This window comes from Mesorhizobium sp. BHscii, assembly GCF_053848065.1.
Genome location: NZ_JBSPKW010000018.1, coordinates 1 through 21,402 on the forward strand (window position 1 = coordinate 1; position 21,402 = coordinate 21,402).

Annotated in this window: 18 protein-coding genes; 9 read left to right on the forward strand and 9 right to left on the reverse strand. The window is 62.2% G+C overall.

Annotated elements, in window-relative coordinates:
- Positions 1–529: 529 nt before the first annotated feature.
- A complete protein-coding gene (locus ACWTU7_RS22425; protein ID WP_127211979.1) occupies positions 530–973 on the forward strand; it encodes an SRPBCC family protein in 444 nt (147 codons plus the stop codon).
- 79 nt (positions 974–1,052) lie between these two features.
- Here ACWTU7_RS22425 and ACWTU7_RS22430 read toward each other — a convergent pair whose 3' ends face one another.
- Positions 1,053–7,874, reverse strand: coding sequence for a kinesin (locus tag ACWTU7_RS22430; RefSeq protein WP_455840384.1), 6,822 nt, complete (start codon positions 7,872–7,874; stop codon positions 1,053–1,055).
- Positions 7,875–8,144: 270 nt separating this feature from the next.
- Here ACWTU7_RS22430 and ACWTU7_RS22435 point away from each other — a divergent pair, with 270 nt between their 5' ends.
- The 3 genes from ACWTU7_RS22435 to ACWTU7_RS22445 all read left to right on the forward strand — a co-directional run bounded on the left by ACWTU7_RS22435 (position 8,145) and on the right by ACWTU7_RS22445 (position 10,166).
- A complete protein-coding gene (locus ACWTU7_RS22435; protein ID WP_095520463.1) occupies positions 8,145–8,513 on the forward strand; it encodes an Hpt domain-containing protein in 369 nt (122 codons plus the stop codon).
- A 100-nt stretch (positions 8,514–8,613) separates the two neighbouring features.
- Positions 8,614–8,934, forward strand: coding sequence for a 2Fe-2S iron-sulfur cluster-binding protein (locus ACWTU7_RS22440; RefSeq protein WP_455840385.1), 321 nt, complete (start codon positions 8,614–8,616; stop codon positions 8,932–8,934).
- A 203-nt stretch (positions 8,935–9,137) separates the two neighbouring features.
- Complete coding sequence (locus ACWTU7_RS22445; protein WP_455840386.1) at positions 9,138–10,166, forward strand: NAD(P)/FAD-dependent oxidoreductase; 1,029 nt, start codon at positions 9,138–9,140, stop codon at positions 10,164–10,166.
- A 47-nt stretch (positions 10,167–10,213) separates the two neighbouring features.
- Here ACWTU7_RS22445 and ACWTU7_RS22450 read toward each other — a convergent pair whose 3' ends face one another.
- Complete coding sequence (locus tag ACWTU7_RS22450) at positions 10,214–10,831, reverse strand: DUF922 domain-containing Zn-dependent protease (RefSeq protein WP_455840464.1); 618 nt, start codon at positions 10,829–10,831, stop codon at positions 10,214–10,216.
- Positions 10,832–10,915: 84 nt separating this feature from the next.
- Here ACWTU7_RS22450 and folP point away from each other — a divergent pair, with 84 nt between their 5' ends.
- The 3 genes from folP to folK all read left to right on the forward strand — a co-directional run bounded on the left by folP (position 10,916) and on the right by folK (position 12,729).
- A complete protein-coding gene (gene folP, locus ACWTU7_RS22455) occupies positions 10,916–11,758 on the forward strand; it encodes a dihydropteroate synthase (protein WP_455840387.1) in 843 nt (280 codons plus the stop codon).
- 115 nt (positions 11,759–11,873) lie between these two features.
- A complete protein-coding gene (gene folB / locus ACWTU7_RS22460; RefSeq protein ID WP_029352935.1) occupies positions 11,874–12,233 on the forward strand; it encodes a dihydroneopterin aldolase in 360 nt (119 codons plus the stop codon).
- A complete protein-coding gene (gene folK / locus ACWTU7_RS22465) occupies positions 12,217–12,729 on the forward strand; it encodes a 2-amino-4-hydroxy-6-hydroxymethyldihydropteridine diphosphokinase (protein WP_128344559.1) in 513 nt (170 codons plus the stop codon). Before folB ends, folK begins: the two co-directional genes overlap by 17 nt.
- A gap of 48 nt (positions 12,730–12,777) precedes the next feature.
- Here folK and ACWTU7_RS22470 read toward each other — a convergent pair whose 3' ends face one another.
- Positions 12,778–13,326, reverse strand: a complete 549-nt coding sequence (locus tag ACWTU7_RS22470; RefSeq protein WP_455840388.1) for a DUF924 family protein — start codon at positions 13,324–13,326, stop codon at positions 12,778–12,780.
- Between the two features lie 17 nt (positions 13,327–13,343).
- A complete protein-coding gene (locus ACWTU7_RS22475) occupies positions 13,344–15,179 on the reverse strand; it encodes a monovalent cation:proton antiporter-2 (CPA2) family protein (RefSeq protein ID WP_455840389.1) in 1,836 nt (611 codons plus the stop codon).
- Between the two features lie 333 nt (positions 15,180–15,512).
- On the opposite strand from ACWTU7_RS22475, the gene ACWTU7_RS22480 reads away from it, so the two are divergent.
- Complete coding sequence (locus ACWTU7_RS22480; protein ID WP_455840390.1) at positions 15,513–15,740, forward strand: hypothetical protein; 228 nt, start codon at positions 15,513–15,515, stop codon at positions 15,738–15,740.
- A gap of 37 nt (positions 15,741–15,777) precedes the next feature.
- Here the strand turns inward: ACWTU7_RS22480 and ACWTU7_RS22485 are convergent, their stop codons facing one another.
- From ACWTU7_RS22485 to ACWTU7_RS22500, 4 genes are all read right to left on the reverse strand, one after another.
- A complete protein-coding gene (locus ACWTU7_RS22485; RefSeq protein ID WP_029352927.1) occupies positions 15,778–16,332 on the reverse strand; it encodes a hypothetical protein in 555 nt (184 codons plus the stop codon).
- A gap of 180 nt (positions 16,333–16,512) precedes the next feature.
- On the reverse strand, positions 16,513–17,601 hold the full coding sequence (locus tag ACWTU7_RS22490) for a YcjF family protein (protein WP_455840391.1): 1,089 nt from the start codon (positions 17,599–17,601) through the stop codon (positions 16,513–16,515).
- Entirely contained in the window at positions 17,598–19,094 is a 1,497-nt protein-coding gene (locus tag ACWTU7_RS22495) for a YcjX family protein (RefSeq protein ID WP_455840392.1), read from the reverse strand. Before ACWTU7_RS22495 ends, ACWTU7_RS22490 begins: the two co-directional genes overlap by 4 nt.
- A gap of 65 nt (positions 19,095–19,159) precedes the next feature.
- Positions 19,160–19,663, reverse strand: a complete 504-nt coding sequence (locus tag ACWTU7_RS22500) for a SixA phosphatase family protein (protein WP_455840393.1) — start codon at positions 19,661–19,663, stop codon at positions 19,160–19,162.
- A 264-nt stretch (positions 19,664–19,927) separates the two neighbouring features.
- Between ACWTU7_RS22500 and dksA the strand changes: the two genes are divergently transcribed.
- Positions 19,928–20,344, forward strand: coding sequence for an RNA polymerase-binding protein DksA (dksA, locus tag ACWTU7_RS22505; protein ID WP_015317688.1), 417 nt, complete (start codon positions 19,928–19,930; stop codon positions 20,342–20,344).
- A gap of 99 nt (positions 20,345–20,443) precedes the next feature.
- On the opposite strand, the gene ACWTU7_RS22510 is transcribed toward dksA, so the two are convergent.
- A complete protein-coding gene (locus tag ACWTU7_RS22510) occupies positions 20,444–21,172 on the reverse strand; it encodes a flagellar biosynthetic protein FliO (RefSeq protein ID WP_287339092.1) in 729 nt (242 codons plus the stop codon).
- Positions 21,173–21,402 lie beyond the last annotated feature (230 nt).

A 21,402-nucleotide genomic window follows, 5' to 3' on the forward strand; every position in this document is an offset into this window, starting at 1 on the left:
TACCTGAAGGTTGAAACCCAGGAGCCCGAACGCGAGAACCGGCGCGTCGCGATCCGCCGCATCGCGCCGCTGGTCGCACCCGTGGCGAGCTCCGAATAGGCCCCCATCCTTGTTTTTGAGCCGGCCGGGCAGGTAGCGCCAGGCTCACCATTGCAAGCCCGCTCATATACCCTGCGTATCGAGCGGGCCAAATAGGGGACACGCATCTAGCTCGGTCAAGATCCGCTTTCGCCACCTCTTGCGACATTGAGGTCGAAATCGAGTAACAACTGGATTGGGTCAAAGCGGTGAGTTCCACTGGAGGTCCCTATCTGGGAGAAAATTTGGGCCTGGAATGTCCGACTAGGGTCATGGGCGTGAATTCGGCAGGGTCGAACGAACTTCCGCAACGGGTCGAAAAGCGGTCGCAGGGAGCCTAACATGAAGGTCTGCGGCCCCGGTTCCAAAAAACCTCAGAACTTGTGTCGGATTGGTCAGGACCCGTTCGTCCTTGGGCAGGATCGACACTCCAATCACAAGGATAAATGATATGCCCAGTACCGTACGCCTGCACCGCGTCCTGGCAACCAGCCCAGAAAAAGTCTATCGCGCATTCGTTGAGGCGGACGCGCTCGCGAAATGGCTACCGCCCAACGGCTTTACCTGCACGGTTTATCATCTGGAACCCAAAGTCGGCGGCACATTCAAGATGTCGTTCCGCAACTTCACAACCGACAAAAGCCACGCGTTCGGCGGCGAATATGTCGAGCTCGTCCCGGGCGAACGCCTGCGCTACACGGACAAGTTCGACGATCCTAACTTGCCCGGCGAGATGCAGGTGACGGTGATACTGAAGAAAGTATCAGTCGGCACGGAGCTGGATATCACGCAGGCAGGCGTGCCGGACGTCATTCCAGCTGAGGCTTGTTATCTCGGTTGGCAGGAGTCGCTGCGAAACCTGGCAAGGCTCGTCGAACCGGAGATCAATCAATAGAGCATCATCCCAAAGGGGTCGGCACGGCATGAAAAGGCGGGAAAATTTCCCGCCTTTTTCTTGTTCCTTTGTCGTCTGATCAATGCAGGCGGCCACTGGCGTGGGCAAGCATCGTATAGACCTTGCCGGTGTCCGACGTCAGGTAGGTCTGCGCCATCATGTTGTCGCGGTCGTTGCGCGACACGTCCTTGAGCAGCTTTTCGAAATCGTCGCAGTAGCGGTCGACGGCGACGCGGAACTCCGCCTCCATCTGATATTTGCGGCGAATCTCGTCGAAAGTCTGCTGGCCCTTCAGCGTGTAGAGACGCCGCGTGAACACGTCACGCTCGCCGCGCCGGTAGCGGTCCCACAGCTCGATCGAGGCGTCGTGATCGATGGCGCGGGCGATGTCGACGGAAAGCGAGTTGAGCGACTCCACGACATGAAGGGGCGAGCGCTGGGCAGGGGCCGAGCGTGGCGCTTCCGAGGGTGCCGCGGGCTTGGCGCCCTCTTCGCGCGATGCCCCGGTCAAGAGATCGCGCACCCAGCCGCCCTGCGACGTACGGCCATTGGGGTCGCGCTGGCGCGGCGCCGTCTCAGCCGGGCGTTCCAGGTCGAGCGTGCCGCGCAGTGCGGCGTCACCCGATGGCGCCTGCGGGCCAAGAGGCTCCGGTTGCGGGCCCGGAGGACGGCGCTGCGGCTCAGCGGCGCGCGCGGCAGGCGCTTGCGGCGTAGGACGCAGGTTGCGCGGCTCCGAGGAGTCGGTGTTGCGGCCCGATTTCGCAACGATTTCAGATAGTTCCTTCAGCGCGTTGATCTGCTCGGAAACGGCGCGGCGGATGGCCGTGGTCGATTCCTTTGCCTCTTCCGGCATCTCGATGACGCCCTTCTTGAGCTCGGCGCGGGTGAGGTCGAGCTCGCTCTTGATCGAGCCGGCGGTGCGCCGCATCTCCTCGGTCGCGTCGGCGAAGCGCTTCGTTGCCGAATCAACGACGTCGGCGATGGCGGTACGGATCTTGTCCGCCGACTCCAGCGTCTTGCCTTCGGCGCTCTGCAACGTCTGGCCGACCAGATCCTCGAACGAGCGCATGACCTTTTCGAGATCCTCCGACTTCTTAACCAGGCCTACGGCGAGATCCTCCAGCGACGACTGTCTTTCCAACGTGTGTTCGAGGTTGCTCTGGGCCGAGCTCAACAGATCCGAAGCACTGGACAGCAATCGGCTGTGCTCGTCGAACTTGGTGGCGATCGAGGCAACCTCGCGCAAGGTCGCGGACGACAGCTCGGTAAGCCGTGTCGTGTTCGAATCGACCAGGCGTGCCGAACTGGCGAAGGTCTGCGCGGCTTTTTCCGTGGTCGCTGCAAAGCTTTGCGTGCTGCCGGTCAGGCGTTCGTCGACCTGGCCGAGATTGGCCGCCGCCTGCTCGATCAACTGACCGAGCTGCGAGCTAGAGGTGCTCATGCGGCCGATGAGATCGGCGACACTGTCGGCGAGCGTCGAGCGCGCGCCTTCGACGGCCGACAATGTTTCGGCCGTGCGGCTGGCGAGCGCATTGACAAGGGTGGCGTTTTCACTGCGGAGCTTCTCGGTGGCGCGTTCGGTCACCTCTTCCATGCTCTTTTGCAGTTCCGAGCCGCCCTGGGCGAAGCGCTCGACCAGCGGCCGTGCCGTTTCGTCGAGGATTTTCGAGATCTCGGCCGAACGTGCCGCAAGCATGGTGTTGAGCTCGCGGGTGTTGGTGCCGATGGTCTTCGCCGCGTCGTTGGTGCTCTGGCCGATATGCTGGCCGACCGCAGTGAACGTTTCGGCGATCGCGTTGGCGCGCGAAATAAGTTGCGCCTCAGCGGTCGAAACCTGCTCGTTGAGCTTCTGGCCTATCGTTTCGGTGGTGTAGACGAGACGGTTTTCGACGCCGGCAACCTGCTCCTCGACGCGGGCCGCCGCAGCCGCCGCGCTGGATGCCAGGCGCTCGTCGGCGCCGGCGAGCGCCTGCTCGATTTCACGGGCGTGGACGGCAAGTTCCTCACCGGTCTGCCGCGCACGTTCGGCAACCCGCTGCTCGGTGCTGGCGAAGGCCCCGACGATGTTGTCGGCATGTTCTCCGATCGTCGACGTGCTGTCGGCGATGCGGGATACCAGACGGTGATCCGCCTCGTCGAAGATACGGCCGATCTCCGACGCACGGGCCGACAGCGCCTCCGATCCTTCGGCGATGCGCGAGATCAGCTGTTGGTCGGCGGCATCGAAAATGCGGCCAAGGTCCGATGCTCGCGCTGCGAGCGCTTCGGCCGATTCGCCGATGCGCACGCCGAGCCGTTCGTCGGCGCCTTCGAAATTGCGCAGGATGTCGCCGGCGCGTGCCGCCAGCGACTGCGCCGTTTCGACCGCGCGGGCAACCAGCTTCTGGTCCGCCGCATCGAATGTACCGGCGATCTCGCTGGCACGAGCGGCCAGTTGGTCGGCCGTCTCCTGGGCGCGCGTCAGCAAGGAGTTCGATGTGTCGTCGACCCGGGCCATGATTGCGCTCGATGTATCCTCGGCGCGGGCAATGAGCGCAGTCGACGTGTCTTCGGCACGTGCGGCGAGGCGGCGGTCCGCCTCTTCGAAGGTGCGGGCGATATCCTCCGCCCTGGCGAGCAAGGCGGCCGAGGTCTGCTCGGCACGCTCGGCGATCTTGCGGTCGGCGTCGCTGAACGCCGCGCCGGCCTGCTCATGCAGCGCGCTGGTGACTTCCATTACCTTTTCACGCAACGCTCCCGCGACGAAGACGGCGCTCTTTTCGAGCACGCTGCGGACGTTGTCGACACCGGTCGACAGCGCGCGCTCCATGGTTCCGGCGCGCTCCTCGATGATGCCGGTCTGACGGCTGAACGCCTGCTCGATCTTTTCGACGTCAGCGGCAATGGCGTCCGAAATGTCGGTGCTTCTGGCGGCGATCTGGTCGATATGGCCGGACAGGGAACGGTCGACTTCCTTGCGCGTATCGGCGAGCTTGGAGAGATCGTCCTCCAGCGCACGGGTCAGCGCGTCGCGGCCTTCGGCCAGCTTGCCGACATGCCCGGCGATGATGTCGTCCACCTCGCCGCGGCTCGCCGCAATTTTCTGCAGGTCTGCTTCCAGCGCACGTCTAAGGATATCGCGGCCTTCGGCCAGTTTCTCGACCTGGCCGGCAACCAGCCCGTCGATGCTCGACCGGCTTTCCGCCAGTTTGGCGAGGTCGTCTTCAAGCGCCTTGGACAGGATCGAGCGGTCCTGGATGAGCTTCTCGGCGTGGCTGTTTACGAGACCGTTGACGCTGCCGAGATCGGCCTCCAGCGCCCGCGCAAACTCTGCACGATTGTCGGTCAGCTGCTGCGACTGGTCGGCGACGACACCCTTGATGGTATTGAGGTCTGCTTCCAAGGCGCGTCTGAGGATGTCGCGGCCTTCGGCCAGCTTCTCGACCTGGCCGGCAACCAGCCCGTCGATGCTTGACCGGCTTTCCGCCAGTTTGGCGAGGTCGTCTTCGAGTGCCTTGGACAGGGTCGAGCGCTCCTGGAGGAGTTTCTCGGCATGGCTGTTTACAAGACCGTTGACGCTGCCGAGATCGGCTTCCAGCGCCTGCGCAAACTGAGCGCGATTGTCGGTCAGCTGCTGCGACTGGTCGGCGACGACACCCTTGATGGTATTGAGGTCTGCTTCCAGCGCACGTCTGAGAATGTCGCGGCCTTCGGCCAGCTTTTCGACTTGGCCGGCAACCAGCCCGTCGATGCTCGACCGGCTTTCCGCCAGCTTGGCGAGGTCGTCTTCGAGCGCCTTGGACAGGGTCGAGCGGTCTTCCGCCAGCTTTTCGGACTGGTCTGCGATAACGCTCTTGATCGTGTTGAGATCGGATTCCAGCGCGCGTTTGAGAATGTCGCGGCCCTCGGCCAGCTTCTCGACCTGGCCGGTGACCAGACCATCGATGCTCGACCGGCTTTCGGCCAGCTTGGCGAGGTCGTCTTCGAGTGCCTTCGACAGGATTGAACGGTCCTCGGCGAGCCTGTTCATGTGATCAGAGATAAGCCCGTTCACGCTCTGCAGGTCGATTTCCAACGCCTTCGAGAGCTGGCCACGGTCTTCCGCCAGCTTTTCGGACTGGCCTGCTATGACGTCCTTGATCGTGTTGAGATCGGACTCCAGCGCGCGCTTGAGAATGTCGCGGCCTTCGGCCAGCTTCTCGACCTGGCCGGTAACCAGACCATCGATGCTCGACCGGCTTTCAGCCAGTTTGGCGAGGTCGTCTTCGAGTGCCTTCGACAGGACTGAACGGTCCTCGGCGAGCCTGTTCATGTGATCGGAGATAAGGCCATTCACGCTCTGCAGGTCCGTTTCCAACGCCTTCGAAAGCTGACCACGGTCTTCCGCCAGCTTTTCGGACTGGCCTGATATGACGTCCTTGATCGTGTTGAGATCGGACTCCAGCGCGCGCTTAAGGATGTCGCGGCCTTCGGCCAGCTTCTCGACCTGACCGGCGACCAGCCCGTCGATGCTCGACCGGCTTTCCGCCAATTTGGCGAGGTCTGCCTCGAGCGTTTGCGAAAGCAGGCTGCGATCGTCGGCGAGCCTGCCCGAATGGTCCTCGATCAGGCCTCGGATACCGGACAGGTCGTTTTCGAGCGAGCGCGAAAGCAGGCTGCGGTCTTCCGCCAGTTTGGCGGAATGGCTCTGGATGAGATCCTTGATGCCGACAATGTCGGTTTCCAACGCCTTGGCAAGTATGGCGCGACCTTCGGCGATCTTCTCGACCTGACCGGCGACCAGGCCGTCGATGCTGGCGCGACTGTCGGCCAGCTTGCCGAGATCGGCCTCGAGGGCGCGTGAAAGAATGCTGCGGCCTTCGGCGAGCTTGCCAACATGGCCGGCAACCATTTCGTCAATGATCGTACGGGCTTGTACAAGTTTTCCGGAGTCTTCGTTCAAGGCTTGTGAAAGCCTGTTGCGGCCCTCTTCGAGCCTTTCGAGATGGCTACCGAGCGAAGCATCGATGGCGGCGCTTGACTCGTTGACCTTGCGCAGATCCTCTTCGAGGGCGCGCGAGATCAGGTTGCGGCCTTCGGCAAGCTTCTGCACCTGGTCGGTGACAGCCGCCTCGATGCCGGCGCGGCTTTCGGCGAATTTCGCAAGATCGGCCTGCATTGCCGCCGCCATGCGTTCGCGGCTTTCGGAAAGCTTGCGGCTGTGGTTCTCGACGGCTTCTTCGATGCCGACGCGGGCATCGGAAAGCCGCTGGATGTCGGCGTCGAAGGAGCGCGACACCACATGACGGGCCGCTTCCATGCGCCCTGCGAAATCGCCTGCGCGTGCTTCAAGCATGGACGAAGTCGACGAAACAATGTCGGCCATGTCGGCGCCGATCTGGGTCTTGCCCTGATCGATCATCGCCGACAGCGTCTCCTTGCTCTCCTGGAAGGTATGGGCGATTTCGCGCGCGCGCTCGACCAGCGTCTCGTTGATCTGGCGTGCGCGAGCCTCGAGCGCGGCGTTGAGCTTCTGGGTGCCGGTGTCCAGCGCTTCGGCGCGGGTCTGAAATTCACTAATCAGCGCCTGGCCGCGTTCGGCCAGCGTCCGCTCGATGCCGTCAAGGCTGGCTTCAAATTCGGAGTTGAGCGTACGCGCGGCGCCGCCGAGCAACGACACCATGCCGGAGGTCCGATCGTCGAGCAGGTCGGTCAGCGACCGGGTGAGGCCGTCGGTCGTGTCCGTCAGCTTGGCGATGCGCGTATCGAGAAGGCTGGCGAAGGCTTCGCCGGAGGTCGACAGCCGGTCCGTGATCGATTCGAGCCGGCCTTCCACCGAATCGAAGATCGACAACGAGCTTTGGTTGATCCTGTCGATCAGGGTGTCGCCGGAATTGGTTATGGTCATCGACAGGTTGGTCGAGGCGTTGAGAATGCTGTCGCGAATGATGTCGCTGGCCGCCCCGATTTCGTCCTTCAGCGTCTCATGCGCGCCGGTGATCGAGGCGCGCACGCGTTCGGCGTGGGTGACCACCGCTTCGCGCTCGCTGCCCAGCCCGTCGACAAGCGAGCGGATGCGGGATTCATTCTCCGAGTAGGAGCGTTCGATCTGGTTCACCTCGCTGTGCACCAGGGTTTCGAGCTCGACGGCACGCGCAAGCGTGCGCTCAATGCCTTCACCCATGGCCGCCACCTCGCGGCGGACGGCTTGCCCGATCATCATGACGCGATCCTGGGCAATGTTTTCCGGCTCGGTCAGGCGGAAGGCCACTTCCGTCATCGACTGAGCCGCGATGCGCATCTCCTGCGCGCGGCGAATCATGGCTGCAAACGCCCAAAACAGCAGCACGGGCAGGATCGCAGCGATCGCCAGGCCGATCAGTTCGGGACGGGCGAAAAACTGGCCGGGCGTGCGGATTTGCCAGATGCCTGGTCCAAACAGCAAGTTGGCCAATGCACCGGCGCCCGCGATCCAGGCAAGCGAAACGAGCGCCACGACCCAGTAGATCGTGTTCGAGGCACGCCGATTGAGGGTATGCAGCAGCGTTTTGTAATCTTTTTGACGAGGGTCATTGGCCGGCGTGAAGCCGGCCGGCTGCGTGCCATTGCGCGTTTCCACAGGGCGCAGTTCAGCCTTTGCCGCGGGTTTTGTTTTCTGGTCCTGGGCTTTTTGGTCCTGGTTGGCGGCAGGCTCCGTCTTCTGGCCCTGGCTGGCGACGGGCTCGGCATTCTCGCTCTGGCTGGCGACAGGCTCGGCATTCTGGTTACGGCCTTCGCGTGCCAACTCGTCGGCAGCCTGCGATATCTGCGCTTCCAGATCTTCCATCGACGCTGCGATGTCGAGGTCGCCGCCGGCATCGCCGCTCAGATCGATTTCAAGTGCTTTTTCGAGTTCCCTGGCTACGTCGTTGTCGAGCGTTCTCGTCGTTGTTTTCTTCGCCATGCCTTCGCTACCCTGTACAAGCTGCCGCGGGACTTTTGATTCTGCTTGTCGTGTCCCACGCAAGAGGCTGAAAATGGACCTGTCGTATCGTAATGACACACCGGGGTAAAGAAAACATGCATTCGGCGCGATACGTAAAACTTTAAATATAAGGTTAACAAAACTGTGATTCCGGCGCCGTTATCGCAACATTTTTCCGGGCCAATCATTAACCCGTCATCCACAGGATGGGCCTATTTTTTGCGGCTGGATGAACGGAGTTGCAGAATCATGCGTGGCGAAAACGGCATTGCCTTCTCGATGCCCGGCGGCGACGTATCGGGAACGGCCGGGTCGCGGCCGGTGGACTTGGCGCATTTGGCGCGTCAGACGATGGGCGACCGCAACCTCGAACAGGAGGTGCTGGCGCTGTTCGTGCAGCAGGCGCTGTCCGTTCGCGACAGGATCGTCGACGCCGATGTGGGGCAAAGACTGCTTCTTGCGCACGGGCTGAAAGGTTCGGCGCGCGGCGTCGGCGCCTTCGCTATTGCCGATTGCGCCAGCGCGATCGAACTTCAACCTGAAGATACCAATACCCTCAAGCGGCTTGGCGCGCTGATCGAAGAAGTCCGCGATTTCGTCGCCGCCATCAGCCGTTAAACCGATTTCCGAAAAAAACGGCATAGAGCGCCGCTTTCGCGCGGCAGTTGACTTGTCTGCTGGAGTGATTATCTCGGCTGGAACTCCCTTCAGGTGACAAATGACCAAGCTGACCTTCATCGCCCATGACGGCACACATTTTGACGTGGATGCCGAAAACGGCTCGACCGTCATGGAGAACGCGATCCGCAACGCCGTGCCGGGGATCGAGGCCGAGTGCGGTGGCGCCTGCGCCTGCGCGACCTGCCACGTCTATGTCGACGAGGCATGGGCGGCGGAAGTCGGTGAGCCGGAAGCGATGGAGGAGGACATGCTGGACTTCGCCTACGATGTCCAGCCGAACTCACGGCTCTCCTGTCAGATCAAGGTGCGCGACGCTCTCGACGGCCTGGTTGTGCGCGTGCCCGCCCGCCAGGGCTGAAGCGTGAAGGCTGAAGCGTTGTAGCCGATTTTTCGGGTCCCGGCTTGGCAGCGGGCCAATGGTCATGCAGTGTCTCGCCGTTCTCTATAGCGCCGCGCATCCTCTTGGACACGCAAAGGACGCTATAGCACCGTGATTTGGCGCATGATCTCCAGCGAAAATCGATTTCGATTTTCGCGGTCGTGCGGATTGAAGGCGCATTCATGACCGATATCACCAGGACGGACGTATTGATTGTCGGGGCAGGGCCGGTCGGCCTGTTCGCCGTGTTCGAGCTCGGCCTCTTCGACATGAAATGCCATCTCATCGACATACTCGATCGCCCTGGCGGGCAATGCGCCGAACTCTATCCGGAAAAGCCGATCTACGACATTCCCGGCTGGCCATCGATTTCTGCGCAGGGCCTGGTCGACAGGCTCCTTGAGCAGATCGCGCCGTTCAAGCCCGACTTCACCTTCAACCGCATGGTCTCGAGCCTCGAAAAGCTCGAGGACGGCAGCTTTCGCGTCATCACTGACGAGAACGAGGTTTTTGAAGCCAAGGTTATGGTTATCGCCGCCGGCGGCGGCTCATTCCAGCCGAAGCGGCCGCCGATCCCGCACATCGAGATTTATGAGGGCAAGAGCGTCTTCTACTCGGTTCGCCGGATGGAGGAATTTCGCGGCCACGACCTCATTATCGTCGGCGGCGGCGATTCGGCGCTCGACTGGACGCTGAACCTGCAGCCGGTGGCCAAGAGCGTGACGCTAGTCCACCGGCGGCCGGAGTTTCGCGCGGCGCCCGACAGCGTCAACAAGATGTACGCCATGCAGGAGATGAAGGAGCTGGATTTCCAGGTAGGGCAGGTGGCGGGATTGTCCGGCGCCGACGGCCAGCTTTCCTCCGCGACCATCAAAGGTCCCAGCGGCGATATCGAGGTGCCGTGCACGCGGATGCTGCCGTTCTTCGGCCTGACCATGAAGCTAGGACCGATCGCCGAGTGGGGGCTCAATCTTCACGAGAACTTGATCCCGGTGGACACCGAGAAATTCCAGACATCGGTACCGGGCATCTTCGCCGTCGGCGACATCAACTGGTACCCCGGCAAGCTGAAGCTGATCCTGTCGGGCTTCCATGAGGTCGCCCTGATGGCGCAAGCGGCCAAGCGCATCGTCAGCCCGGGCGAGCGCATCGTGTTCCAGTATACGACCTCGTCGACCAGTCTGCAGAAGAAGCTTGGCGTCGCCGGCTGACGCCCCACTCTTACTCCACGAAAATCGACCTTACCATCTGGCCTGAGCTAACCCGGCAGCCGGCCGTTCTCGATGCGCTCCATGCGATAGCGCAGCAGCCGCAGGATGCGGCTTTCGAAATTGATTGTCTCGACGCGATCGAATTGCATCTGGGCCCGGTCGTGCTTGGCAAGAATAGCGGCGGCGATTTCCGCGGCCTTGGCCTTGGCCTGCTGGCAAGTCTTCTGCGGATAGGTCGCCTTCAGCGCATCCTCGAGCTCGCGGGCATGGTTCTTGGCGATCTCGACATGGCGATCCTCATGGCGCTTGATGTCGGCGGACAATGTATCCCAAAACAGCCTTACGCCCGCATCAGCCTTGCGCGAGCGGCGCCACTCGGGAAGGATCACCTTGACTTTGAGAGTGACGTTGGCGTCAGCAATCGCGCAGGAATTCGATTTTTCTGCATAGCTGATGCGGGTGGTGAACGCCATCTGCGTGGCGCCTGGATGCCGCATCCCTGTACTTTTTACCTGGGGCCCAAGTTTCGTAAGCTGGGTTCCGATATCATCGAGCGTCCTGCCGCCGATGCTAAAGTAGCTATATGTCTTTACCAAACTCGCCGTGCCCGCCGGCAAGGCAGAAAAAGCGAGCATCAGGGCGCAAAGCAGTGATCGTTTCATCATGTTGCCTCTTTGCCCACCATGCGCTACGGCCGCTGCCGGCGCAACGGAATTGATCTTTGGCGGATCACACATGGTTGATGGACAATGACGACACGGCGATGGCAACTGGCGCATGGGCGTCATCTCGACCTCGGCGGCAAAGCGGTGATCGTCGGTATCCTCAATGTCACGCCGGACAGTTTTTCCGACGGGGGACTGTTCGTTGCGCCCGAACAGGCGATGGCCCAGGCCCGCCGGATGGTGGAAGAGGGGGCCTCCGTCATTGACGTCGGTGGAGAATCGACACGCCCCGGCGCATCTCCGGTAGCCCTCGAGGAAGAGCAGGCCCGTGTGCTGCCTGTCGTCGAGGCGCTCGCCAGGCTTGGCAAGGCGCTGATTTCGGTCGACAGCTATCGCGAGGACACCGCTCGGCTTGCCGTCGCCGCCGGCGCCCATATCGTCAACGATGTCTGGGGCCTGCAGCGCGAACCGGGCGTCGCGCGGGTCGCTGCCGAGACCGGCGCCGGGCTGGTCATCATGCACACCGGACGTGACAGGCAAAAACTGCCCGACGTTATCGAGGATCAGTTTTTCTTCCTCGGGAAGTCACTGGAAATCGCCCGGCGAAGCGGGGTTGCCGACGACCAAATCGTGCTCGATCCGGGCTTTGGCTTCGCCAAGGAAACAGCGGAGGAAAATCTCGACCTGATGGCACGGTTTTCCGAACTACATGCCTTGGGCTTTCCGCTGATGGCGGGTACATCGCGAAAGCGCTTCATCGGCGCCGTCACCGGCCGCGACGCCGCGGCCAGGGGAGCCGGAACAGCGGCGACGAGCGTTATCCTGAGACTCAAGGGGGCGCAGCTTTTTCGCGTCCACGATGTCGCAATCAATGTGGATGCGCTGGCGCTTGCCGATGCTATGCTGGCCCGTGAAACCACCGCATAGGCTCGAAAATCAAAATCGATTTTCGGAAAGCAGGATGCGTAGATTGAAAGCGTTAGAGCGTAGTTTTTGCGTCCAAGCGGATGCACGTCGCTCTAATCGAGCGGGACGCTGAGCGATGTATGTCATCCGCATGAAGAACTGCGCCTTCTTCGCCCGGCACGGCGTGCTGGATGAGGAGGAGACGCTCGGCCAGCGTTTCTATGTCGACGCTGCGCTCTCCGTCGAACCCGGCCGGGCGCTGGTCGATGATTCCATCGAGGATACCGTCCACTATGGTGTCGCCTTCGGAGTGATCGAAAAGATCATAACCGGCGAGAGGCGTTTTCTGATAGAGGCGCTGGCGCTGGAGGTGGCCCGGGCGCTGACGGCCCGGTTTCCTCAGATCAAAAAGGCCGAGATCACCGTGCGCAAGCCGAATGCGCCAGTGCCCGGTGTGCTCGATCATGTCGAGGTGACCGTTGTCTGGCCAGAATAACACGGTTTACCTCAGCCTTGGCGGCAATCTCGGGGACCCGGCAAGGTCGATGGGCGCTGCGCTGCGTATGCTGGACGCTGACGAGAACGCGCGCGTCGTTGTCGTCTCCTCGCTTTACCGCACGCCGCCTTGGGGCAAGCTCGACCAGCCGGATTTTCTCAATGCGGCTGCCGAAATTTCGACTGTGCTCGCACCACACGCATTGCTCGATCTCTGTCTCGACGTCGAGCGCAGGCTGAAGCGGGTGCGCGAGGAGCGCTGGGGTCCACGGCTGATCGACATCGACATTTTGGTGTTCGGCGATCGGATTATCCACGAATCCGGGCTGGAAGTGCCGCATCCGCGCATGCTGGAGCGCGCTTTCGTTCTGGCGCCGCTGGCCGAGATCGCGCCTGACCTCACCGTCGACGGCAGAAGCGTGGCGGAGCGGCTTGCCGCGCTCGACAGCGCCGGCATCGAGCGACTGCCGTCTGGCCGGGATTGGTGGCTGACCTAAAGCATCGGACCAAAACCTCTAACCAGTTTTGGCTCCGATGCACTGAGCTCAGCCGGAAAATCCGCCCCCGTCGAGGAACACCTGTTCCTCCGGCGTCGTCTCGCGGCCAAGCATCCTGTTTCGATGCGGAAAGCGGCCGAAGCGCTGAATGATCTCCAGGTGCTCGACCGCATATTTCAGATAGGATTGGGCTTTGGCGGTAAAAAGGTCCATCGATTTGAGCTGGTCGGCGAGATGCTCCGAATGCTCATACGGCAAATAGAGGAAGGCGCGCAGGTCTTCGTCGAGCGCCAGATCCTGGCCGGCGGCGGTCGCCTTTTCGGCAAAATGCCTCGCCAGCGGGTCTGTTGCATACATATGGCCGGTGCCGCGAAAGCAGTTTCGCGGGAACTGGTCGAGCAGGATCATCAGTGCCAGTGAGCCTTCGGCATGCTCCGACCAGTCATCGCATTCACGCCGTGCGGCAGCGAAGTGCAGGTCGAGAAACCGGTTGCGGAACTCCGCGTCGAAGGCGTCATTCTTCTCGAACCACGCATCTTTCCCGGCGTCACGCCAGAATCTGGTGACGGAGAGCGCACGTTCGTCCAGTTCGGTCATCTGTTTGCTCCAGGTATTTAGTCCGCAGGCTCGGATTTGTGCAGAACGCCGGCGGTTTCTTCATTGAGCGCCTGACCGGTGCGGCGCGGCTGGCTGAGCGGTGTCGGAATGGGCGTGCCGATATTGCCCTTGAGGAAGCGCGCTCCGGCGCGAACGCCTTCGGCGAGCTGCAACTCGAAACGGGCAGCATCGCGGTGGCGGACATCCTCGATCACCTCGGCGACTTCCTCCGGGTCGACGCCCAGCGCTTCCAGCGTGGAGCCGCCGAAGACAAGCGCCGATTCGAAGGTTTCGCGAATCTGGAAATCGACGTCGGCACGTATCAACTGCAGTGCGGTTCCGCGGTCGAAAGCCCGTGCCAGCACGGTCAGCAGGGGAAACTCCGCCTTGACGAGCTTTGCGATGCGGACGGCGACATCGGGCTTGTCGACGCAGATCAACACGGCGCGCGCGCGGCCGGCACCTGCGGCACGCAGAATGTCCAGCCGCGTGCCGTCGCCATAATAGACCTTGAAACCGAAATCGGCCGCCGCCTGGATCATCTCGACCTCATTGTCGATGATCGAGACATCGATCCCGCGCAACAGCAGCGGCTGGCTGGCGATCTGGCCGAAGCGGCCGAAGCCGATGATCAGCACGCTGCCGGTAAGGCCATCGGCGATGTCGACGCCTTCGAGCGACTGCTCGTCGCGCGGCGTCAGATACCGCAATGCCAGAATGGCCAGCGGTGTCAGCACCATGGAGATGATGACGATCGCCGTCAGGGTCGCGTTGGCCTGGCTGTCGATGATGCCGACCGCCGCGGCTGCGGAATAGAGAACGAAGGCGAATTCCCCGCCTTGCGCCATGAAGACGGCGCGCTCGAGTGCTTCCCGGTGACCGGTCTTGAGGATGCGGGCGACGAGATAGATGCCGATCGCCTTTATCGCCATGTAGGCAACGACGTAGATGGCGACAAGCCGCCAGTTCTCGATGACCACATGCAGGTCGAGCGACATGCCGACAGCGAGGAAGAACAGCCCGAGCAGCACACCGCGGAATGGTTCGACATCGGCCTCCAGCTGATGGCGGAAGGTGGATTCGGACAAAAGCACGCCGGCCAGGAAGGCGCCCATCGCCATCGACAGGCCGCTGAGCTGCATGGCAAGCGCCGACCCCAGAACGACCAGAAGGGCGGCTGCGGTCATCACTTCGCGGGCGCGGGCGTCCGCCAGGATACGGAAGAAGGGATTGAGCAGATAACGCCCGGCCAGCACCAGCCCGACGATGGCGGCAAGGCCTATGCCCACCTCCGTCAGCCGCTGCGTCAAGCTCATATCGGCGCCGCCCGGCGCCAGGAAGGCGATCAGGGCCAGCAACGGCACGATCGCCAAGTCCTCGAGCAGCAGGATGGAGACGATGCGCTGGCCTTTGGGCGCAGCGATCTCACCACGTTCCTCCAGAAGCTGCATGACGATCGCTGTCGAGGTCAGCACGAAGCCGGCGCCGGCGACGAAGGATTGCGAGATCGGAAAACCTCCCGCCAGTCCGACGCCGGTCAGCAACAGCGCGCATACGCCGACCTGCAATGCCCCAAGGCCGAAGATCTCTCGCCTGAGGCCCCACAGCCGCGACGGTTGCATCTCCAGCCCGATGATGAACAGGAACATGACGACGCCGAGCTCGGCGACGTGAAGAATCGCTTCCGATTCGGAAAAGATGCCGATGCCGAACGGGCCGATGACCACGCCGGCCGCCAGATAGCCGAGGATGGAACCAAGCCCCACGCGCTTGAAGATCGGTACGGCGACAACACCTGCAGCGAGCAGCGCCACCACGTGGATCAGATCGCTGCCCGCTGCTTCTGCTGCCATGCCTGCCGTTCCGTTCTCTCTAGAGACCGCTGCACCTGCTGCGGCATCGAGCAGCCAAGATACGGGCTTCGGCTGAAATCGAACAGTCCGAATCCGGAAACTGGTGCAGCAGTGTTGCAGGCGCGCTCCACAGCTTTATGCACCGCTGCGCTGCGTGTTGCAGCAGTCGGGCGCTAAGGACGCGCGGCTTTGGCCGTGAAGGGCGGACGACGATCAAATCCGCCGCCTTTTTTGGAGGGAGACGACTGACATGAAGATCTTTTGCTTGTTGCCGTTGGCATCGCGGCACTTGCCGGATCGGCCTGCTCGAAGGCGCCGGACTGCACGACTGAAATGCTGACCAAGAAAGCTCAGGACATGACTGCAGCCCTTCAGGAGGCAATTACCAAGGATCCGGCCAAGGCGGCCGATCTCACCGCCAAGGTCCAAGCGGTCACAGCCGAGTATCAGGGCGCGACGACGGCGGACGAGGCCTGCAAGGCCTACTGCCGCCATCAAGGCCTGAGAATCGATTTGAGTTTTGCAAAAGAAGCGGTGGCCGTGGCTGCCGCTTTTTTATAGCGCCGCCGCACGTCCTGTCGGACGCGCAGATAATCGCTCAGTTCGGCGCGATGGAGCCGACTTCGACCGTATCGACGCGCTTCAGCTTCATGCCGATGACCGGCACCAATTGCTGGTCGACGCGCACCGCAACCGTCACCGTCATCGAATTGTCGTTGGGGACAAGAGCCTGCATGACGCCGCGCAACTGATTGCGGTTGATGGTGAAGACGACTTTGTTGGCGCTGACCACGTTGCCGCCGATAATGTCGAGGCCGGAACCGGCGGCACCGCCCATGAAGCTGCCCTTGTAGCCCTCGCGGCCCTTGTGCTGGATCGTCGCCGACATCTGCTGGGTGAACATGCCGACCCGACAACCGCCGTCGAGCGACATGCCGATCTTGCCGTCAGGTGTCGAGCCGGTGAAATTGCAGGTGAATTTCGTGCCCTTGTATTTGCCGGCGACGATTTCCCCCGGGCCGACCCATTCGCCTTCCACGGATTGAAAGAACTTCTTGTCTCGTTCTGCTGCAAAGGTCTTTTCGGCCATGCCGGCAGTTGTTGAAACCACGACCGCTATGGGCAGGACACTGGACAAGATCACGCTTTTCATCGACGACATCCGGCAACAAAGAGTCTGGTTTGGAACCCGTCCGACCATGAACAAGATTGGTTAATGCTTCGTCACCACTAGCGCATGGCCTCGAAAATCGGAAGCGATTTGCGCTGGGATCGTGCGCGAAATCAAAGGGCTACAGCGTCCCACCAGGACGTGCGGTGCTGGAGACGGTTGTCACGTGTCGGAAGCGGATGTCTCCTTCTGCTTTTTGGTTGCAAACGATGTCAGCGCGGACAGGAAATCACCCATGCCGGGCCGTCTCGCGGCGCTGAAGGGCAGGGGCCTTGCGGTCTCCATCGCAGCAATGCCGATGCGCGCCGTCATCATGCCGTTGACGACACCTTCGCCAAGCTTGGCCGAGAGCCGAGCAGCGAGGCCATGGCCGACGATCTGCTGAACGAAACTGTCGCCGACCGCAATCGAGCCGGTCACCGCCAGATGAGCGAGAACGCTGCGCGCCAGCCGGAAGAACCCCAGCGTGCCCGGCCGGCCGCCATAAAGCTCCGACAGGCGGCGAATCAGCCGGCCCGCTTCGAACACGACATAGGCGACGTCGACCAGAGCGCGAGGGCTGACCGCCGTCACCAGCGACACGCGCTTTGCCGCTTCGAGGATCATCACCTTGGCGCGCGCATCGAGGGGGCCGAGGATTTCGGTCTCGGCCAGGCGCACCAGATTGCCACCGTCGATGATCTCGTCGCGCAGGTCAGCCAGAGCGCGTCTGCCGGCCGCGGTTTCGGGCTTGGCCGCGACGAAGGCCGAGAGTTCGTCGACCACGGCGCGAGCGGCCTTCGGATCGTCGCGGGCAATGGCGTCGAGTGCCCGCTTCTGCAGTTTTTCGACCTCGGCGAGGCGGGTGATCGCCAGGAACTCGCGGACGAGGATGATCAGAAGCGCCAGCAGCGCGATCGCGGCGATGCCGGCGGCCAGCCAGCCCAGCCATTCGGCACGCGCGAACAGATCGCGAATCAGCTGGTCGGTCCAAAGGCCGAGGGCCAGCGAAACCAGAACGCCCAATGCGCCGAAGAACAGGGTGCCGAACGTCGAACGCTTCCGCGGCGCGGTCGCCGGCGGCGGTTCGGCGACGATGATGTCCGGCTCGTCGAAAACGTCGATTTCCGCCGGAGTGACGACGGCAAGATCAGCCTTCACGGTGCGCGGCTTTCTGGCCGATGGAGCGTCGGGCTGGCGCAAGGCTGCCCTTTCTTTTGGCGGGGCTTCCGGCTCGATGCGAAATGCCGCCGGCTTGCGGGGCGCGGTCATGCCAGATGATCTCCGATCAGGAACTGCAGGGCGCGGTCGAGCCTGATATGCGGCAGCGACAGCGTGACGCCTTCAGCCGTGCGTTCGAGCTTTGGCGGGCGAAAGCGCACGAAGCGTATCGCCGGGTCCTCATTGCTTTGCCGATGGCCCGGGTTCTGCCGATGGTCTGGTCCAGAGACATCGAACACTGCATCAATTTTCTCCGGCAAATCACCGGGAAATATGGCTGTTTCGGTTCTTCCATCGAATGTTTCGCCGTTGATCTTTTCACCTTTCAACGGTGTGCCAATGATGACCGGCAGCGTCTCACGGCCTTGCTTGACCGTGCCTTCGCGGGTCGCGCGCACCGCCGCCAGGGCGACCACGTCGACATCGGCGCCGGTGAAATTTGCTCGCGCCACGGCGCGGTCGGCAAGCCGCCGCACGATCGCCTGCAGCCGATCGTGGCTTTCGTGATGCAGATGGTCCGCCTTCGTCGCCGCCACCAATATGCGGTCGATCCGCCTTGAAAAAAAGTCAGTCAGGAAATTGCCGCGGCCGGGGCGGAAGCAGGCGAGGATTTCGGTCACCGCACGTTCGAGATCGGCCATCGCGCCGGGGCCTGCGTTCAGGGCCTGCAGGGCGTCTATCACCACGATCTGGCGGTCGAGGCGCGTGATGTGCTCCCGGAAGAACGGCTTTACGACGTATGTCTTGTAGGCCTCGTAGCGCCGCTCCATCATCGCCTGAAGCGACCCGGAACGCGCCCGCCGCTCACTCAGGCCCGGCAAGGGCGCGAAGGTCAGCGCCGGCGAGCCCTCAAGATCGCCGGGCATCAGGAAACGGCCGGGCGGCAGGGTCGAAAGCGCCCGCTCGTCGAGCTTGCATGCCTTGAGGTAAGCGGCGAAGCCCTCGGCGAGGCGTCGCGCCGTCATCTCGTCGGCGTCCGCATTCAGGTCGACTGCGGCGGAGAGCGAGCGCCATTCCTGCGAAAGGTCGGCGCGCACCGGCAGCACGGCCATCTCGAACGCTTCGCGCGAGAAATCAGCGTAGGATTTACCGAGCAACGGTAGGTCCAGCAGCCATTCGCCGGGATAGTCGACGATATCGACCGACAATCGGCCTGATGAAAACATGCGGCTCCAGGCGGAGGCCGATTCATATTCGATGGTGAGCCTCAGCTCGGAAATGGCACGTGTCGAATCCGGCCACAGGCGATCGTTGACCAAAGCCGCTACGTGATCCTCGTACTGGAATCGCGGTACGGCGTCATCCGGTTGCTCTTCGAGGAAGGCACGGGCGATGCGTCCCGATTTCTGCGCCGAGAACAGCGGCAAGCGCCCGCCATGGATGAGATTGTGGACAAAGGCTGAGATGAACACCGTCTTGCCCGCGCGGGAAAGACCAGTGACACCCAGTCGCAGTGATGGCGAAAAAAGCCCGGTAGCGCGCCCCGACAGCGTATCCAGGGCAATCTTCGCCTCGTCGGTGAAAGTGGTCAGCGATGATGCCAAAATGCGGTCTCTCGGGGCTTCGGTACGATCCGATATAGACGCTGCTGCCTAGGTTTGAAATGGCGTCAGAGATCGGCCGGCGTCACGAAGCCTTCGAGATAGCCGGTGCCTTGCGCGGCGTTGGCAAGACTGGCCGGAAAGCGGACGACGGCAAGGCCGGAAGTCGGAAAGCCGTGATTCAGCATTCCCATCGCAGCCTCGTCGCCGTCGCCCGAAAGCGCGATAGTGAGATCTTCCGTCATCGGGTTGTGGCCGATGATGAGCAGCGAGCTAGGCCCGCCATTGCTGCGGATGAGGTTGAGATAGCCGGCGGCGTCCTCACTGTAGAGCGTGTCCAGGAACAGGACCCGGCCTGTATCGATGTGGCCGGCCAGACCTTCCAGGGTCTGGCGCGCTCGCTTTGCGTTGGAGCAAAGGGTGAGGTCCGGAATGTAGCTGCGGGCCCGCATGGCCGCACCCATTGTTTCGGCGTCGGCGACGCCGGATGCGTCGAGGGGACGATCGAAATCGCGCATGCCCGGCAGAGCCCACCCGGCCTTGGCATGCCTCAACAGATAAAGCTTGCTCACCGGCCTCTCGCTTGTGCCAAACACCGAAACTCGTCAAAAGGCGATGCAGGATTAGCCATGAGAAACGCCTTGCGCACAATGGCCGGCACCCTTCAAACCCAACGAATCATACGCGAATTCGGTCGCGCCCTTCATGCGAATGATGCGGCCCATAGCATTTTGCCCGACATTAACAATTGCGTGAAACTGTCGTCGATTGCGCTTGTGCAGTATTCGGTCCGCGAATATATAGGCGCCAAAATTGGGGCTGTTTGGGTGAGTCGAATGAACGACATCGTTACCGCCGATTACGTACCCTCCGAAGATGAGCCGTTCATGAACGAGCGGCAGAAATCCTACTTTCGCCAGAAGCTCGTCACTTGGAAGAACGACATACTGCGCGAAGCGCGCGAAACTCTCGAAATCCTACAGCAGGAAAACGCCAACCACCCCGATCTCGCCGATCGCGCCTCTTCGGAAACCGACCGCGCCATCGAACTTCGCGCCCGCGATCGCCAGCGAAAACTCATTTCAAAGATCGATTCCGCGCTTCAGCGCATTGATGAAGGCACTTACGGTTATTGTGAGGAAACCGGCGAGCCCATCGCGCTGAAGCGGCTCGATGCGCGTCCGATCGCGACCTTGTCGATCGAGGCGCAGGAGCGCCACGAGCGCCGCGAGAAGGTCTACCGCGACGACTGAAGCACAGGCGAATCGCCTAAAGCAGCAACAGCGAATTTTGTCATGGCTGGTCTCCGGCCATTTTTTTTGTTGCCTGTTCGCTGGCCCCGTTTCTGGCCGTTATCTTTTCTGGCTGGAAAGCTCGCCGAGAAGCTTCGTCATCTCGTCATCGAGAGACGACGGCGCCTTTGCCGCCGGCTTGCTCTCCGGCGCGGGCTGCGGGACATCAAACGAGACCTCGAGCTCCCTCATCAGCGTATCGTCAATGGAATCCTGCTTTGCCGGGGAATCCTGTCTTGCCGGCGATGGCGCGTGTCGAACGGCATTGGCGTAGGCGGGCAGCGGCGTGATGGTCGCCGATTGATGGCTTTGCGCTGGCTTCGGCGCTGGCGCTGGTGCAGTCTGATGGGGCCGGACAGGCGTCGGGGCCGCGCTTACCGGCTGCGGAGGCGGTGCTTGCCTCATTGGCGCAGGAGCCGGTTGAGGCGCGCGCGGCCGCGGTGCCGGCTGATGGCCACCGCCATCTCCGGTCAGCGCAGGACGGCGCAGCGCCGACAGCCGGATGTCGCGTTCAACGACGACGTCTGTCGGGCCCCCGATCAGCAGCAGGTGCTCGATGTCGTCGCGGCGCACCAGCACCAACCGGCGGTGGCTGTCGACAGCGGTGGCGTCCATGACGGCCAGCCGCGTCTTGCGGTTCCTGCCGCCGGCAACGAATGTTCCGAAGGTCAGATTGCGGACCAGCTTGACGATGAGGAGAATGATGACCAAAAGGACAAGCGCGACAAACGTCCACAGGATTGCCGCGGCATAACCCGGACCCGCCACACTATCCAGCCACTGCAGCATTGGTGCCCCCAATATCGGCTTTCGAAGAAGACGCGACACTAGACTGTTGCGGCACGCCACTGCAAGTCGCCTTTCGCGCCTCTTGAACAGCTTGAAACACCAATGTGGTGGATTTGAAGTCCCTACGAATTGAGGGCGTCAGCGTTCCGGAATTTCAAATCCACCACACTGGATTTTCAGCACGTTGCTGATGTGGTGAATCCGAAATTCGCTCCCCGCAGCACCCAGGG